This is a genomic window from Amnibacterium sp., from assembly GCF_036559085.1.
Classification (GTDB): domain Bacteria; phylum Actinomycetota; class Actinomycetes; order Actinomycetales; family Microbacteriaceae; genus Amnibacterium.
Genome location: NZ_DATBTU010000044.1, coordinates 36,090 through 50,794, shown reverse-complemented (window position 1 = coordinate 50,794; position 14,705 = coordinate 36,090). Strand labels below are relative to the sequence as shown.

Genomic DNA, 14,705 nt, shown 5'->3' with positions numbered 1-14,705 from the left:
GCATCCGCGACCCCGCGGGGGCGGCCGCACCAATACTCTGGTGCCCACCGACCCCGAGGGAGCGCCGTGACCACCGACATCTCGCAGCCCGGCACGCCGCGTGGCGGCATCGAGCTGAACGGCCTGAACACCATCGCGGAGTCCGAGCGGCACGGCCGCGCCCGCGACCTCTTCTGGCCCTGGTTCGCCGCCAACGTCTCCGTGCTCGGCCTCGGCTACGGCAGCTTCATCCTCGGCTTCGGCATCTCGTTCTGGCAGGCGACGCTCGTCGGCGTCATCGGCATCGTGATCTCGTTCGCCCTCTGCGGCTTCGTCGCCCTGGCCGGCAAGCGCGGCTCCGCGCCCACGATGGTGCTGAGCCGGGCGGCATTCGGCGTGCGCGGCAACCGGGTGCCCGCGGTGATCTCCTGGATCCTGACGGTCGGATGGGAGACGGCGCTCACCGCGCTGGCGGTGCTCGCCACGGCCACCGTGTTCGGCGAGCTCGGGCTCGGCTCGGGCGTCGCCACGAAGATCATCGCCCTCGTCGTCGTCGCGGCCCTCATCGTCGGCGCGGGCATCGCCGGCTTCGGCCTGATCATGCGGCTGCAGGTCTGGATCACCTGGATCACCGCGGTGCTCACCGTGATCTACATCATCCTGACCGCCCCGAAGATCGATCTTGCGGCGGTCGGGTCCGTCGCCGCGGGGTCCCCGCAGGCCGTGATCGGGGCGCTCGTGTTCGTCATGACGGGCTTCGGCCTCGGCTGGGTGAACGCCGCCGCCGACTACTCGCGCTACCTGCCGCGCTCGACCCGCAGCGCCGGCGTCTTCGGGTGGACGACGTTCGGCGGCTCGGTCGCGCCGATCGTCCTCGTCGTCTTCGGCCTGCTGCTCGCCGGATCCTCGCCGAAGCTGAGCAAGGCGATCGGGGCGGACCCGATCGGCGCCCTCACGACGATCCTGCCGGTGTGGTTCCTCATCCCCTTCGCGATCGTCGCGATCCTCGGCCTCGTGGGCGGCGCCGTGCTCGACATCTACTCGTCCGGCCTCGCCCTGCTGTCGGCCGGCATCCCCATCCCCCGCTACGTGGCCGCCGGCATCGACGGGGTCGTGATGATCATCGGCGCGATCTACGTCGCGTTCTTCGCCCCCGACTTCGTCTCGCCGTTCGAGGCCTTCCTCGTCACCCTCGGCGTGCCGATCGCGGCCTGGTGCGGGGTGTTCCTCGCGGACTTCGCGCTCCGCCGCCGCGACTACTCCGACGCCGACCTGCAGGACCGGCTCGGCCGCTACGGCGACGTGCGGGCCGTGCCGATCGTGCTCGTCCTGGTGGGCACGGTGCTCGGCTGGGGCCTGGTGACGAACACGTACGGCGTCCCGGCGTGGCTCAACTGGGAGGGCTTCCTGCTCGACCCGCTCGGGCTCGGCGGCCGGACCGGGCCCTGGGCCTACGCGAACCTCGGCGTGATCGTCGCCCTCCTCATCGGGTTCCTCGGCACGCTGCTGCTCAGCCGCTCGGCCGTGCGACGCCAGGAGGCGACCCCGGACACGGAGCGGACGCCGGAGGCGGCGCGGACCCGCGCATGACCCGCGCCGCGCTCGTCGTGGTCGACATGCAGCACGTGTTCGCGGATCCCGCGAGCCCGTGGGCCACCCCCGACTACGCGCGCGCCGCCGCCGGCGTGCGCCGGCTGCTGCCGTCCTTCGCCGGGGCGACGGTCTGGACGCGCTTCGTGGCACCGGCCCGGCCCAGCGGCGCCTGGGTGCGGTACTACGAGGAGTGGCCCTTCGCCTTGCGGCCCGAGGACGACCCGATCTGGACGATCGACGGCGACCTCGGCCCGGGCACCGACCCCGTCGTCTCGGCGCCGACGTTCGGCAAGTGGGGTCCGGGGCTCGCTGCCGCGGTCGGTGACGCCGACGAGCTCGTGGTCGCCGGCGTCTCCACCGACTGCTGCGTGCTGTCCACCGCGCTGGCCGCCGCCGACGCCGGACGGGCGGTCGTCGTGCCCGCCGACGCCTGCGCAGGGCTCAGCGAGGCCGACCACGAGCGGGCGCTCGCCGCGATGGCGCTGTACGCCCCGCTGATCCGCATCTCCGACGTGGACGAGGTGACGGCGGCCCGATGACCACGCGCCGCGGCCGGGCGCTCGGGGCGCTCGTCGGCCTGGCGGTCGGCGACGCGCTCGGGATGCCCACCCAGGGCCTCTCGCGGGAGCGCATCCGCTCGTCCTTCGGCCGCATCACCGGCCTGCTGCCGGCGCCCGACGACAACCCGATCTCCGCCGGGCTGCCCGCCGGGTCGATCACCGACGACACCGAGCAGGCGCTGCTGCTCGCCGACCTCCTGATCGAGGACGGCGGCCGGATCGATCCCGGCAAGCTGGCCGTACGGCTCGCGGACTGGGAGGACCGGATGCGCGAGCGCGGCTCCCTCGACCTGCTGGGCCCGTCGACGCGGAAGGCGGTGCAAGCGGTCCTGCAGGGCGTGCCGCCCGCGCTCGCCGGCAGGACCGGCACGACGAACGGGGCCGCGATGCGCATCGCCCCCGTCGGGATCGCGGTGCCGCCCGGCGACCTGACCGCCCTGCTCGACCGCGTCGAGGAGGCATGCCTCGTCAGTCATGCGACGTCGGTCGCCATCTCGGGGGCGGCGGCGGTCGCCGCAGCCGTCTCGGCCGCGGTCGACGGGCAGCCGCTGCACCTGGCGATGGGGCTCGCGATCCGCGCCGCCCGGCAGGGGGCGCACCGCGGATCGTGGGTGGCGGGCGCCGACGTCGGCGCCCGTATCGCCTGGGTGCTCGAGCGCGCCGCCCGCCGCGACCCGGCCCGGGTGGTGCCCGAGCTCGTCGCGCTCGTCGGCACGAGCCTCGCCACGCAGGAGTCGGTGCCGTGCGCCTTCGGGGTGCTCGCGCTGCATCCGGACGACCCCTGGGCCGCGTGCTGCGAGGCCGCCGGCCTCGGCGGCGACACCGACACGATCGCCGCGATGGCTGGTGCCATCGGCGGCGCGGTGGGCGGTGTCGACGCCTTCCCCGCCGACGTCGTCGAGACGGTGCTGACGTTCAACGGGCTCGATCTCGAGCGCTACGCCGACGCCCTGCTGGCCCTGCGATGACCGGCCGCGTCGTCACCCTCGGCAACGCCGTGGTCGACGTCGTCGCGCGGGTGCCCGCCCTTCCGCCGCCCGGCGGCGAGGTCGTCGCGGACGGCGGCCCGGAGCCGGGCGGTGGGGGCCTCCGGGTCGTACTCGCCGCGAGGGCCGCGGGCGCGCAGGCGGTGTTCGCCGGGCGCATCGGGGCGGGCCCGTTCGGTGACTCGGTGCGCGCCGCGCTCGCCCACGCCGGGGTGCCCGTGCTGCTCGGCCCCGTGCAGGGCGACGACACCGGGGCGGTGCTCACGTTCGTGCACCCCGACGGCGAGCGCGGCTTCGTGACCCTCCCCGGTGCGGAGCTCGCCGACCCGGCCCTCGACGACGTCCGCGTCGACGCCGGCGACCTCGTGCACGTCTCCGGCTACGGCCTCCGGGGCGCCGGGCGCTCCGCGAGCATCGCCCGCTTCCTCGCTGGTCTGCCGCGTGCCGTGCCGGTGCTGCTCGACCCCGGCCACGTCGGCGCCCGGCCGGAGGCGGCCCTGCTCGACCGGGTCGACTGGTGGAGCGGCTCGGCCGTCGAGGCGACCGACGCGACGGGGCTGCAGGATCCGCTCGCCGCCGCCACCGCCCTCGGCCCGCGATTCCGGCGCGGGGCGGTGGTTCGGCTCGGCGCCGACGGCTGCCTGCTCGCGACGGGTCGGGCCGCTCCGGTGCACCTGCCGGCCCCGCCGGTGCGGGTCTCCAGCACGAACGGGGCGGGCGACACGCACGTCGGCACGTTCCTCGCGGCGCTGGCCGACGGCGCGGATCCGCGGTCCGCCGCCGAGGCGGCCAACGCCGCCGCCGCGGCGTTCGTCGCCGGCTGACCCCGCTGGAGCCGGGTCAGACCTGCGTGGTCGCCTGCTCGCGCTCCTTCGCCTCGCGCTCGGCGAGGTAGGCGGCGACCTCGTTGTGCACGCGCCGCTCGGTGATGAAGGAGAGGAACGGCACCACGCCCCCGGCCGCGATGACGAGGAACCGGGTGATCGGGTACCGCATCACGGTGATGAGCACGAAGTCGCTGATGAGGTAGATCAGGTACAGGTACCCGTGCAGGTACTGGATGCCCGCGGAGAGGTTCACGCCGTGCATCTGGCTCGTCGGCACGAACGCGAGGAACCCGTACGGGCCGCCGAGCTGCAGCTCGAGCCCGAAGACGTACTTCACGATGATCTCGGCGCAGAGCAGCAGCAGCGCGACGCCGGTCGCGTACGCGAACGTCTTGTAGAAGAGCAGAGCGCGCCGGATGGTGGGGAAGTCGCGGGTCGGCGGTACGCGGAGCGGTCGGGTCGGCATCGGGAGTCGATGCTACGCGCGTCCCGCAGGCCCTCTGCCCGCCTCCGCGCGCGCGGGCTCGCGGTCGTCGTCCTCGGCCGGGGCGCCGTCGAGCTCCCAGCGGTCGCGCACGAGCCGGTACCAGACGTAGAAGGCGGCGACCGCGAAGAGCGCCCACTCCACGGCGTAGAAGACGTTGAGGAGGTTCAGCTCGACCTGCTCCTCCGGCCGCGGCGAGTAGATCGTCGTGAGGCCGGCCGGGGCGGAGCGCAGGGTGAGCACGCCCTCGTAGACGGGCACGGACGGCTGCGACCACAGGTTCACGAGGCGGGCGGTCGACACCGCCGACAGCGCCGTCGGCGACCCGGGCGTCGACGGCTCCGCCGGGTCGCTGTCGATGTAGCGGCCGCTCAGCACACCGGCCGCCGGGGGGTCGGCGGCGAGCCGCGCGGCGGCCTGCCGCGCCGCCGCCTCGTCCCTCGTCCAGCCGAGGCCGACGGCGAGGCTCGCGCGCGCGGGATCGTCCACCAGGGCGTGCCCGACGACCCACCACCCCTTCTCGCCCCGATTCAGCCGGTCGCCGACGACGCGGAAGTCCTGTGGCACCCACGAGCCGGTGGTCGTGACCAGCTGCCCGACCGAGGCGTCCGTCTGCTGCGCCTGCGGCGTCGCGACCGCGGACAGCTGCTGCATGGTCTCGGTCGGCCGCACGATCACCGTGCCGGACTGCACGGCGCGGCCGAGCTGCCACTGCCCGAGCGCCGCGAACGTCGCCGCGAGCACGAGCGCGAGCAGCAGCAGCCCGAGCGAGCGCGGCCGCAGCATCTCCTCCCGCAGCGTGCGCCGGCCCGGGCCACCGGGCACGACCTCCGTCACACGGCCTGCGCGATCTCCGGCGCCTCGAGCCGCACCCGGTCGGCGGACTCGTCGTCCGGCATGGTCTGGCTGGCGCGCTCGGCCCGCACCCGCTCGAGGTAGGTCTCCACCTCGAGCCGCTCGTGCTCGTCGTCCCAGCCGAGCACCTCCGCCATCAGCCGGGCGGTCACCGGCGCCGCGGAGACGCCGCGGTCCCACGCCTCGATGGAGATTCGGGTGCGGCGGGCGAGCACGTCGTCGACGTGCAGGGCGCCCTCGTGGGTCGTGGCGTAGACGAGCTCTGCCTGGAGGTAGTCGTCCGCCCCCGGCACCGGCGCGCCGAGCTCGGGCCGCTCGTCGACGAGGGCGAGCACCTCCTCCGCCATCGTGCCGAAGCGGTTCAGCAGGTGCTCGACCCGCGCCGGGTGCAGGCCGTGCCGGGCGGCGATGGCGACCCGCTGGTTCCAGGCGGCCTGGTAGCCCTCGGCGCCGACGAGCGCGATGTCCTGGGTGACGGAGCCGGGGATGCGTCCGTCGAGCGCCGACACCGCGGCGTCGATCGCGTCCTTCGCCATGACGCGGTACGTCGTCCACTTGCCGCCCGCGATCACGACGAGGCCCGGCACCGAGTGGGTGACGATGTGCTCTCGCGACAGCTGGCTGGTCTGCTCGCTCTCGCCGGCGAGCAGCGGGCGCAGGCCGGCGTAGACGCCCTCGACGTCGTCGCGGGTGAGCGGCACCGCGAGCACCCGGTTGATGTGGTCGAGGATGTAGTCGATGTCGGCGGCGGTCGCGGCGGGGTGAGCCTTGTCGAGGTGCCAGTCCGTGTCCGTGGTTCCGAGGATCCAGTGCCGGCCCCACGGGATCACGAAGAGCACGCTCTTCTCCGTGCGAAGGATCATCCCGAGCGTCGACTGGATGCGGTCGCGCGGCACGACGAGGTGCACGCCCTTGCTCGCGCGGACGTGGAACTGGCCGCGCTCCCCCACGAGGGCCTGCGTGTCGTCGGTCCAGACGCCCGTGGCGTTCACGACCTGCTTCGCCTTGATCTCGAACCGCTCGCCGGTCTCGAGGTCGTGCGCCTCGACGCCGATGACCCGCTCGCCGACCTTGAGGAAGCGCTCGACTCGCACCCGGGTGGCGACGTGGGCGCCGTAGCGGGCGGCCGTACGGGCGACGGATGCGCCGTAGCGGGCGTCGTCGACCTGCGCGTCGTAGTAGGTGAGGCCGCCGACCATGGCGCCCTTCTTCAGCGACGGGATGGCCTGGTAGAGCTGCCGCCGGGTGAGGTGGCGGTGGTGCGGAACGCCGGGCGGGCGGCCGCCGGACCAGCTGAAGACGTCGTACATGGCCATGCCCGCGCCGATGTACGCCCGCTCCCACAGGTGGTGGGTGAGCGGGAAGAGGAAGCGCACCGGCTTCACGAGGTGGGGGGCGATGCGCTGCAGCAGCAGGCCGCGTTCGATGAGCGCCTCACGCACGAGGCCGAAGTTCAGCTGCTCCAGGTAGCGGATGCCGCCGTGCACGAGCTTCGAGGAGCGGCTCGAGGTGCCGGCGGACCAGTCGCGCGCCTCCACGAGGCCGACCGAGAGGCCGCGGGTCACGGCGTCGAGCGCGGAGCCCACGCCGACGATGCCCCCGCCCACGACGAGGATGTCGAGCTCGTGGTCCCGCATCGCGGCGATCGCCGCCGCACGCTGGGCAGGGCCGAGCCCCTCCGCGCCCGTGGGCGTGGTGGGGTGGGAGCGGGTCGTGGGTGCCGGAATCGTCGTCATCGATGCAGTTCCCTTCCGAGCCGGAGCGTACTCGCGCGGACTGAAGCCTCGGTCAGGCTTCAGCGGACGGGGGTCCTCAGCTGTAGGGCGCGACGACCACGTCGATCCGCTGGAACTCCTTGAGGTCCGAGTAGCCCGTCGTCGCCATCGCGCGGCGCAGCGCGCCGGCCAGGTTGACCGTGCCGTCGGGCACGTGCGCGGGTCCGAACAGCACCTCGTCGAGGGAGCCCGCCTGGCCCACCCACACCCGTCGCCCGCGGGGCAGCTGGTCGTGGTGCGCCTCGAGGCCCCAGTGCCAGCCCCCGCCCGGCGCTTCCGTGGACCGGGCGAGCGTGGTGCCGAGCATGACGGCATCCGCCCCCATCGCGATCGCCTTCACGATGTCGCCGGAGTTGCCGAGGCCCCCGTCGGCGATGACGTGCACGTAGCGGCCGCCGGACTCGTCGAGGTAGTCGCGGCGCGCGCCCGCCACGTCGGCCACCGCGGTGGCCATCGGCGCGTGGATGCCGAGGGCCGCTCTCGTGGTCGAGGCCGCGCCGCCGCCGAAGCCGACGAGCACGCCCGCCGCGCCGGTGCGCATGAGGTGCAGCGCCGCCGTGTAGGTCGCGGCTCCGCCCACGATGACGGGCACGTCGAGCTCGTAGATGAACCGCTTGAGGTCGAGGGGCTCCCTCGCCTTCGAGACGTGCTCGGCGGACACCGTCGTGCCGCGGATGACGAAGAGGTCGACTCCCGCCTCGAGGACGGTGCTCGAGAACTCCTGGGTGCGCTGCGGCGAGAGGGCGGCCGCCACGGGCACGCCGGCGGAGCGGATGTCGGCGATGCGCCGCGTGATGAGGTCGGCACGGATCGGCGCCCGGTACAGCTCCTGCATCCGGGCGGTCGCGGTGTCGGCCGGCAGCTCGCGGATCTCGGCGAGCTGCGGCTCCGGGTCCTCGTAGCGCGTCCAGAGGCCCTCGAGCCCGAGCACGCCGAGGCCCCCTGCTCGCCCGATCGCGATGGCGGTCGCCGGCGAGGTGACCGAGTCCATCGGCGCCGAGAGGAACGGCACGGCGAAGCGGTAGGCGTCGATCGTCCACGCGATGGACACGTCCTCCGGGTCCCTGGTGCGCCGCGAGGGCACCACAGCGACGTCGTCGAACGCGTAGACGCGACGGCCCCGCTTGGCGCGGCCGATCTCGAAGTCCATGCTCACGCCGCGAGCCTAGCGACGGCACCGACGGCCCCTCCGGAGAACGGCGCTGCGCGGGACGGCGGGGTACGGGACGGCGCGTCACCCACCATCCGCCCCCGAGATCGCGAGAGTGGTGCCGTGGCCAGGATCCTCATCACCAGCGCTCGGCAGGCGGGCTTCGTGCTCCCGCTCCTGCAGATCGCACGGGCGCTGGTCGCGCGCGGCGACGAGGTCACCTTCCTGACCGGCAGCGAGTTCTCGGAGCGGATCGAGGCGGCAGGCGCCCGGTTCGCCCGCCTCCCCTACGACGACGAGGCGCCGCCCGCCGCCGTACGCCCGGCCGGCAACCGCAGCGGGCCGAAGGAGATCGCCCGCCTGCTCGAGCGGCTCTTCCTCGATCCGATCGAGGTGGACCACCGCACCGTGCTCAGCCTCAGCGCATCGCTCGGCATCGACGCCGTGATCAGCGAGCCGCTGTTCGTCGGGTCCTCGATCATCGGGCTGCTGCCGCGGGCCGAGCGTCCCGCGGTGCTGTCGGTCGGGTTCTTCCCGCTGCCCTTCTCGAGTCCCGACACCGCGCCCTACGGGCTCGGCATGCCGCCGATCGACGAGCCGCTGAACACCATCCGGAACGGCCTGCTGCGGTTCGGGACGGATGTGGGCGTGCTCGGGGGCGTGCGCCGCCGGTTCGCGGCCGAGGTGCGCCGCCTCACGGGGGCGACCGTGCGCGGGTCGCTGTTCGACATCGCGCTCAGCCCCGACGCGTTCGCGCAGCTGTCCGTGCCGCAGTTCGAGTACCCGCACCGCGACCTGTCGCCGAAGGTCCGCTTCGTCGGTCCGCTGCCCCCGCCGCCGCTCGGTGTGCTGCCCGCCTGGTGGGACTACGGCGACCGCACCCCGATCGTGCACGTCACGCAGGGCACCTACGCGAACGCGGACCCGACTGAGCTGATCGTGCCGACGATCCGTGCGCTCGCGGACGAGCCGGTTCGGGTCGTCGCGACGACCGGCGGACCGCCGCCCGAGACGATCGCCGCCGCGTACGGCGGACCGCTGCCCGCGAACGCGTTCGTCGAGCGGTTCCTGCCGTACGAGCACCTGCTCGCCGCGTCGAGCGTCGTCGTGACGAGCGGCGGGTTCGGCACGGTGCACCACGCCCTGCGCTGGGGCGTCCCGCTCGTCGTCTCGGGGACCACCGAGGACAAGGCCGAGGTGAACGCGCGGGTCGCCTGGGCGGGCGTCGGCGTCGACCTGAAGCAGCAACGTCCCGATCCGGCGGCGATCCGCGCCGCGGTGCGGACCGTGCGGGCCGACTCGTCCCATCGCCGTGCGGCGACCAGGATCGCCTCGGCGATCGCCGCCACCGACCCGATCCGGGATCTCGCCGCGCTCGTCGACGAGCTCATCGCCACGAAGCAGACCGCCCCGCCGGCGCCGCTGACGGCCCGCCGACGCTGAGGATCCGCAGGACCGCGGGCCGTCCTGCACACGGCCGGCGGTCCTGCAGATCGTCAGCGCGGGGTGAAGGCCAGCCGTCCGGTGACCGTGCGCGCGTCGAGCCGGTACGGCGGCAGCACGCCCGGCCCGCAGGCCGCGGTGCCGATGCCGTGCTCGGCGAGGTCGAGCGTCAGCCGGCAGCGGGCCGCCGCATCCGGCAGCTCGATCGGATGCGTCGCCGCGTCGAGCTCGGCGGACGTCCACGGACTGGCCGTGAAGCTGAAGCCGTCGCCCGTCACGGTGAAGCCGGCGCCGGGCGCACCGACCTCGAGCCGGGTGACACCCGCACGCGACCCGTTCTCCTGCGGCCGCACGTAGTCGGTGTGCAGCTCGAGCACGTCGTCGACGTGCCACGAGCCGAGGCGCTGCGATCCACCGGTGTCGGGATAGCGCTGTCCGGGGCCGAAGCCGTCCCAGACGATGCCGTCCGGTGCGAACGGCAGCAGGAGCTCGAGGCCGACGCGGGCCCAGCCGTACGGCCACTCGCCCTGCGGCTCCACGACGACGTCGAGCCCGAGCGAGGAGCCGTCGGAGGTCCACCGCTCGGTGACGAGCACGTGCGCGTCGACCGCGGCGGGACCCACCCGTGTGACGACCTCGAGCCCCGTGTCCGTCGTCGTCAGCGCGACGAGACGGCGGCGCAGCCGGTGCAGGCCCTCCTTCGCCCAGCCCTCCGCATCCGACGGCCGGTCCTTCCGCTCGTTCGCGTGGCCGATGTCGTTGTCGGTGGGCGCACGCCAGAGGGCGAGCTCCGGGCCGGGCAGGGGCACCCCGCCGAGCGTGACGAGCCGGCCGGTGGCTGCGTCGAAGGTCCCGGGGCCGAGCGTGAGCACCCGACCCTCGGTGACCGGCGCCGCGGACGGCACGGGCGCCGCCGGCACGGGGAGGGCCCCGGCCTGGGCCCAGGCGAGCTCGTGGCCGGCCTCGGCCCACGCAGTGGGCTCGGCGAGCACGAGGCGGACCGTGAGGACCCCGTCCGCGCGAGCCGCGTCGGGCAGCGGCACGACGGCGGTGGTGTGCGGCGCGACCTCGGGCAGCGGCAGCGTGCCGCCGTCCGCGCCCTCGACGCGCCACTCGAGCGCGAGGCCGCCGAGGCTGCCGAGGCCGAGGAAGTCGAAGGCGTTCTCGACCTCGACCGACGCGCGGCCGTCGGTGACGGTGAGGTAGACGGGCTCGTAGGCCTTCTTCAGGTCTTCGAGGCCGGGCCGCGGCGTGCGGTCGGCGTCGACGAGGCCGTCCGCGACGAAGTTGCCGTCGTGCAGGGGCTCGCCGAAGTCGCCGCCGTACGCGAACCAGGTGCGGCCGTCGGGCGTCGAGCGGCGGATGCCGTGCTCGAGCCACTCCCAGACGAACCCGCCCTGCGTCCGCGGGTAGCGCCGGAAGCTCGCCTCGTACTCGTCGATCCCGCCGGGTCCGTTGCCCATGGCATGGATGTACTCGCACTGCAGGAACGGCAGCGAGCGGCGGTGCGCGTCCGCCGCCGCGTCCGCGAGCGGCTCCTCGGCCTGGCGTCCGATCGCATCCACCTCGTCGGGATGCGCGTACATCCGCGAGTAGACGTCGACGTAGGTGCTCGACCAGTCCCCCTCGTAGTGCACCGGCCGCGACGGGTCGAGCTCGTGGGCCACCCGGGCCGATGCCTCGAGGTTCCGGCCGGTGCCGGCCTCGTTGCCGAGCGACCAGAGGATGACGCTCGGGTGATTGCGGTCGCGCGCGACCGTGCGGGTCATCCGGTCGACGTAGGCCGGCTCCCACGACGGGTCGTCACTCGGGTTGCCGCGCCAGCCGACGTGGATGAACCCGTGCGTCTCGAGGTCGCACTCGTCGATCAGGTAGAAGCCCAGCTCGTCGGCGAGGCCCGGCAGGTCCGGGTGGGGCGGGTAGTGCGACGTCCGGATCGCGTTCACGTTGTGCTGCTTCATGAGCAGCAGCTCCGCGCGCACGACCTCGGGCGGGATGACGCGGCCGAGGTCGGGGTGGTGCTCGTGCCGGTTCACGCCCCGGAAGCGGATGCGCTGCCCGTTCACCTTGAGCTGCGCGTCCTCGATGGTGATCGTGCGGAACCCCACCCGGACGGTCGCGGTCTCGGCGCCCGTCGCGACGACCACGTCGAGGAGGTCGGGGGTCTCGGCGGTCCACGGGCGTGCCCCGTCGATCCGGTGCTCCATGCCGATCTCGAGGCCGTCGAGCCCGAGCGCCGGCACGGCGACGGTCGCGGTCGCGCCGTCGCGGGTGTCGACGTCGACCCGCAGCACCCCCGCACCGTCGGACCAGCCCGCGTGCACGACCACGTCGGTGATGCCGCCGGCCGGAGCGGCCTGCAGGGTCACGTCCCGGAAGACCCCGGGCAGCCACCACATGTCCTGGTCCTCGAGGTAGCTCGTCGCGGACCACTGCGTGACCCGCAGCACGAGCAGGTTCTCCCCCGCGATGAGCGCGTCCGTCGCGTCGAACTCGTGCACGAGCCGGCTGCCGCGGGTGCTGCCGAGGCGGCGGCCGTTCAGCCAGACCTCGCCCGCGTTGTCGACCCCGTCGAGGCGCAGGATCGCCGTGCCGCCGTCCCAGGAGAAGCGGCGGCGGAAGTCGCCGACCGGGTTCTCGTCGGGCGGATGCGGCGGGTCGACCGGGAACGGGAAGACCGTGTTCGTGTACGCCGGGGCGCCGTGCCCGGCCATGGGCCAGCTCGACGGCACCTCGATCGCCCCCCAGCCGGCGTCGTCGAAGGCGGGGTCGCCGACCCCGTCCGGCGCATCCGCGACGGTCGGGGACAGGTGGAAGCGCCACTCACCGTTGAGCGAGAGGACGGGGGCGTCGGTGGCGAAGCGGGCGCGCGGCGGCAGGGCGCCGTCGCCGACGATGAGGGTGGGGTCCGGCACGGTTCCTCCGGGGTTCATGCGGTGAGGGTGATGAGGAGCGCCTGCTCCGGGTTCAGCACGGGCATCGGCAGCCCGAGCTCGGTGAGGACGCGGCCCGGGAGCACCGGCGCCGCCTCGAGCCAGGCCACGCCGCTGCGCTCGTTGACGGCGTGCGGGCCGAGCGGCAGCGCGAGCTCGACGCGGTAGGCGCGGTCGGGGTCGAGCCCCTCGAAGCGCACCGGCACCGGCACCTCGTTCGCGCTCGTCGCGAGCGTGGCGACGGAGTAGAGGGCCCTCGAGCCGTCCTGGGCGACGACGCCGGTCACCTGGAGCGACGGGTCCGGGGAGTCCCAGCGCACCATCCGTCCCGTGGTGATGAGCTCCCGCTGCGCCTTGTAGACGCGGATGGCGTCGGCGAGCCGGGCGCGGTCGTCGGGGTCGGCCTGCCGCACGTCCCACTCGATGCCGAAGTGGCCGAACATCGCGGCGATCGCCCGGAAGCCGATGTCGTGCACCCGGCCGGTGCTGTGCGAGAGCGTCGGCCCGACGTGGGCGCCGACGAGCTCGGGCGGCACGAGCAGCTCCGTCCAGCGCTGGATGGTCTGCCGCTCGAGGGCGTCGTTCGTGTCGGAGGTCCAGATCCGGTCCGTGCGAGCGAGGATCCCGAGATCGACCCTGGCGCCCCCGGAGGAGCAGCTCTCGATCTCGACGTCCGGGTGCCGGCGCCGCAGCTCGTCGAAGAGGCGGTACGCGGCGACCGTCTGCTCGTGGGCGGATGCGGCGCCGTCGTGCCCGAGCTCGAGCTGGTCCCGGTTCTGGTCCCACTTCAGGTAGTCGATCGCGTTCTCGGTGAGGATCGCGTCGAGGGCGTCGAGGATGTGCTGCCAGGCCTCGGGGTTCGCGAGGTCGACGACCTGCTGGTAGCGCCAGTCGATCGGGGTGCGGTCGCCGGGACCGGAGATCCAGTCGGGATGGTCGCGGGCCAGGTCGGAGTCCTCGTTGATCATCTCCGGCTCGACCCACAGGCCGAACTGCATGCCGCGGCTCTTGACGTGCTCGATGAGCGGCGTGAGGCCCCCGGGCCACACGGTCTCGTCGACGAGCCAGTCGCCGAGGCCGGCGCGGTCGTGCCTGCGGCCCTTGAACCAGCCGTCGTCGAGCACGAACCGTTCGACGCCCAGCTCCGCGGCCGTGTCGGCGAGCTCCTTCAGTGTGTCGAGGTCGTGGGCGAAGTAGACGGCCTCCCACGTGTTCAGGACCACGGGCCGCGGAGTGGACGGATGCGTCGGCCGGGCGCGCATCCACTCGTGGAAACGGGCGCTCACCCCGTCGAGGCCGGCGGGCGACCAGGCGGCGTACACCGTCGGCGCGCGATAGGTCTCGCCGGGGGCCAGCACGACCTCGCCGGGCTGCAGCAGCTCGCCGGCACCGAGCACGGTGTCGCCGCTGCCGAGGCGCTCCACGAAGCTCTCGTGGTCGCCGCTCCAGCCGAGGTGCAGGGCCCAGACCTCGCCGGTGCGCCAGCCGAATCCGGCCGTGCCGGCGGCCATCACGACGGGTGCGTCGTGACCGGTTCGGCCGTGGCGGCCGCTGCGCACCCAGGTGCCCTGCTGGATGTCACGCCGCTGCGGATGCTTCTCCCGGGCCCAGCGGCCGGTGGTGTCGAGGGACTCGACGGCGCGCGCCGGCACCGGCAGCACCGCGTCGAAGCGCTCGAGCACGTAGTCGCCGTCGCCGCGGTTCGTCACGGCCTGCTCGATGAGGAGCAGCCCGGACGGGGTCAGGGTGAGCGACGTCTCGGCGTCGAGGCCGGCATCCCCGTCCGTCATGCGGATCGCGAGCGAGGTGCCGTCGCCGTCGGCGGACACGAGGGAGAAGCGGGGCGAGAAGTCCCGGCCCGCCCGACTGCCGCGCACGGCGGGACGGCCGCGCCAGCCGCGCGCGAGCTGCGGCAGCACGCTGGGGCGCACCGGGTCGTCGAACATCGAGTGCGGCACGGCGGGCAGCAGCAGCGCCGGGTCGAGGTCGAGAACGCCGAGGTCGGCGCCCCAGTGCACGACGGCGGGATCGTCGCCGGTCGTGTCGACGAGCAGCGCGACGCCGCCGTTCGAGAGTCGATGCAGAGCGGACAAGGCTGCCTCCTCGAGGGCGCGACGGAT

11 protein-coding genes are annotated in these 14,705 nt (G+C 74.1%); 5 read left to right on the top strand and 6 right to left on the bottom strand.

Annotated features, from left to right (window positions below; genetic code table 11):
• Window positions 1-66: 66 nt before the first annotated feature.
• Genes VIG76_RS07920 through VIG76_RS07905 form a run of 4 tightly spaced genes read left to right on the top strand, consistent with a single transcriptional unit; the run spans window position 67 to window position 3,942 of the window.
• Window positions 67-1,569 carry a purine-cytosine permease family protein gene (locus VIG76_RS07920; RefSeq protein WP_331952870.1) on the top strand — a complete coding sequence of 501 codons (1,503 nt, stop codon included), beginning with the start codon at window positions 67-69 and terminating at the stop codon, window positions 1,567-1,569.
• On the top strand, window positions 1,566-2,111 hold the full coding sequence (locus VIG76_RS07915) for a cysteine hydrolase family protein (protein WP_331952868.1): 546 nt from the start codon (window positions 1,566-1,568) through the stop codon (window positions 2,109-2,111). Before VIG76_RS07920 ends, VIG76_RS07915 begins: the two co-directional genes overlap by 4 nt.
• Window positions 2,108-3,100 carry an ADP-ribosylglycohydrolase family protein gene (locus VIG76_RS07910; protein WP_331952866.1) on the top strand — a complete coding sequence of 331 codons (993 nt, stop codon included), beginning with the start codon at window positions 2,108-2,110 and terminating at the stop codon, window positions 3,098-3,100. Before VIG76_RS07915 ends, VIG76_RS07910 begins: the two co-directional genes overlap by 4 nt.
• Window positions 3,097-3,942 carry a PfkB family carbohydrate kinase gene (locus VIG76_RS07905; RefSeq protein WP_331952864.1) on the top strand — a complete coding sequence of 282 codons (846 nt, stop codon included), beginning with the start codon at window positions 3,097-3,099 and terminating at the stop codon, window positions 3,940-3,942. The genes VIG76_RS07910 and VIG76_RS07905 overlap by 4 nt, the downstream gene beginning before the upstream one ends.
• Before the next feature lie 16 nt (window positions 3,943-3,958).
• On the opposite strand, the gene VIG76_RS07900 is transcribed toward VIG76_RS07905, so the two are convergent.
• The 4 genes from VIG76_RS07900 to VIG76_RS07885 form a co-directional block, all read right to left on the bottom strand.
• The gene (locus VIG76_RS07900) at window positions 3,959-4,411 is read right to left on the bottom strand and encodes a DUF3817 domain-containing protein (protein ID WP_331952862.1); all 453 of its coding nucleotides are present in this window, start codon (window positions 4,409-4,411) and stop codon (window positions 3,959-3,961) included.
• 12 nt (window positions 4,412-4,423) lie between these two features.
• Window positions 4,424-5,266, bottom strand: a complete 843-nt coding sequence (locus tag VIG76_RS07895; protein WP_331952860.1) for an SURF1 family cytochrome oxidase biogenesis protein — start codon at window positions 5,264-5,266, stop codon at window positions 4,424-4,426.
• Window positions 5,263-6,921, bottom strand: a complete 1,659-nt coding sequence (locus VIG76_RS07890) for a glycerol-3-phosphate dehydrogenase/oxidase (protein ID WP_331953001.1) — start codon at window positions 6,919-6,921, stop codon at window positions 5,263-5,265. The genes VIG76_RS07895 and VIG76_RS07890 overlap by 4 nt, the downstream gene beginning before the upstream one ends.
• 175 nt (window positions 6,922-7,096) lie before the next feature.
• A complete protein-coding gene (locus tag VIG76_RS07885) occupies window positions 7,097-8,209 on the bottom strand; it encodes a GuaB3 family IMP dehydrogenase-related protein (protein WP_331952999.1) in 1,113 nt (370 codons plus the stop codon).
• 123 nt (window positions 8,210-8,332) lie between these two features.
• On the opposite strand from VIG76_RS07885, the gene VIG76_RS07880 reads away from it, so the two are divergent.
• The gene (locus VIG76_RS07880) at window positions 8,333-9,652 is read left to right on the top strand and encodes a glycosyltransferase (protein ID WP_331952858.1); all 1,320 of its coding nucleotides are present in this window, start codon (window positions 8,333-8,335) and stop codon (window positions 9,650-9,652) included.
• Between the two features lie 53 nt (window positions 9,653-9,705).
• Here the strand turns inward: VIG76_RS07880 and VIG76_RS07875 are convergent, their stop codons facing one another.
• Entirely contained in the window at window positions 9,706-12,585 is a 2,880-nt protein-coding gene (locus VIG76_RS07875; RefSeq protein ID WP_331952856.1) for a glycoside hydrolase family 2 TIM barrel-domain containing protein, read from the bottom strand.
• Window positions 12,582-14,678 carry an alpha-galactosidase gene (locus tag VIG76_RS07870; protein WP_331952854.1) on the bottom strand — a complete coding sequence of 699 codons (2,097 nt, stop codon included), beginning with the start codon at window positions 14,676-14,678 and terminating at the stop codon, window positions 12,582-12,584. The genes VIG76_RS07875 and VIG76_RS07870 overlap by 4 nt, the downstream gene beginning before the upstream one ends.
• Window positions 14,679-14,705: the final 27 nt, after the last annotated feature.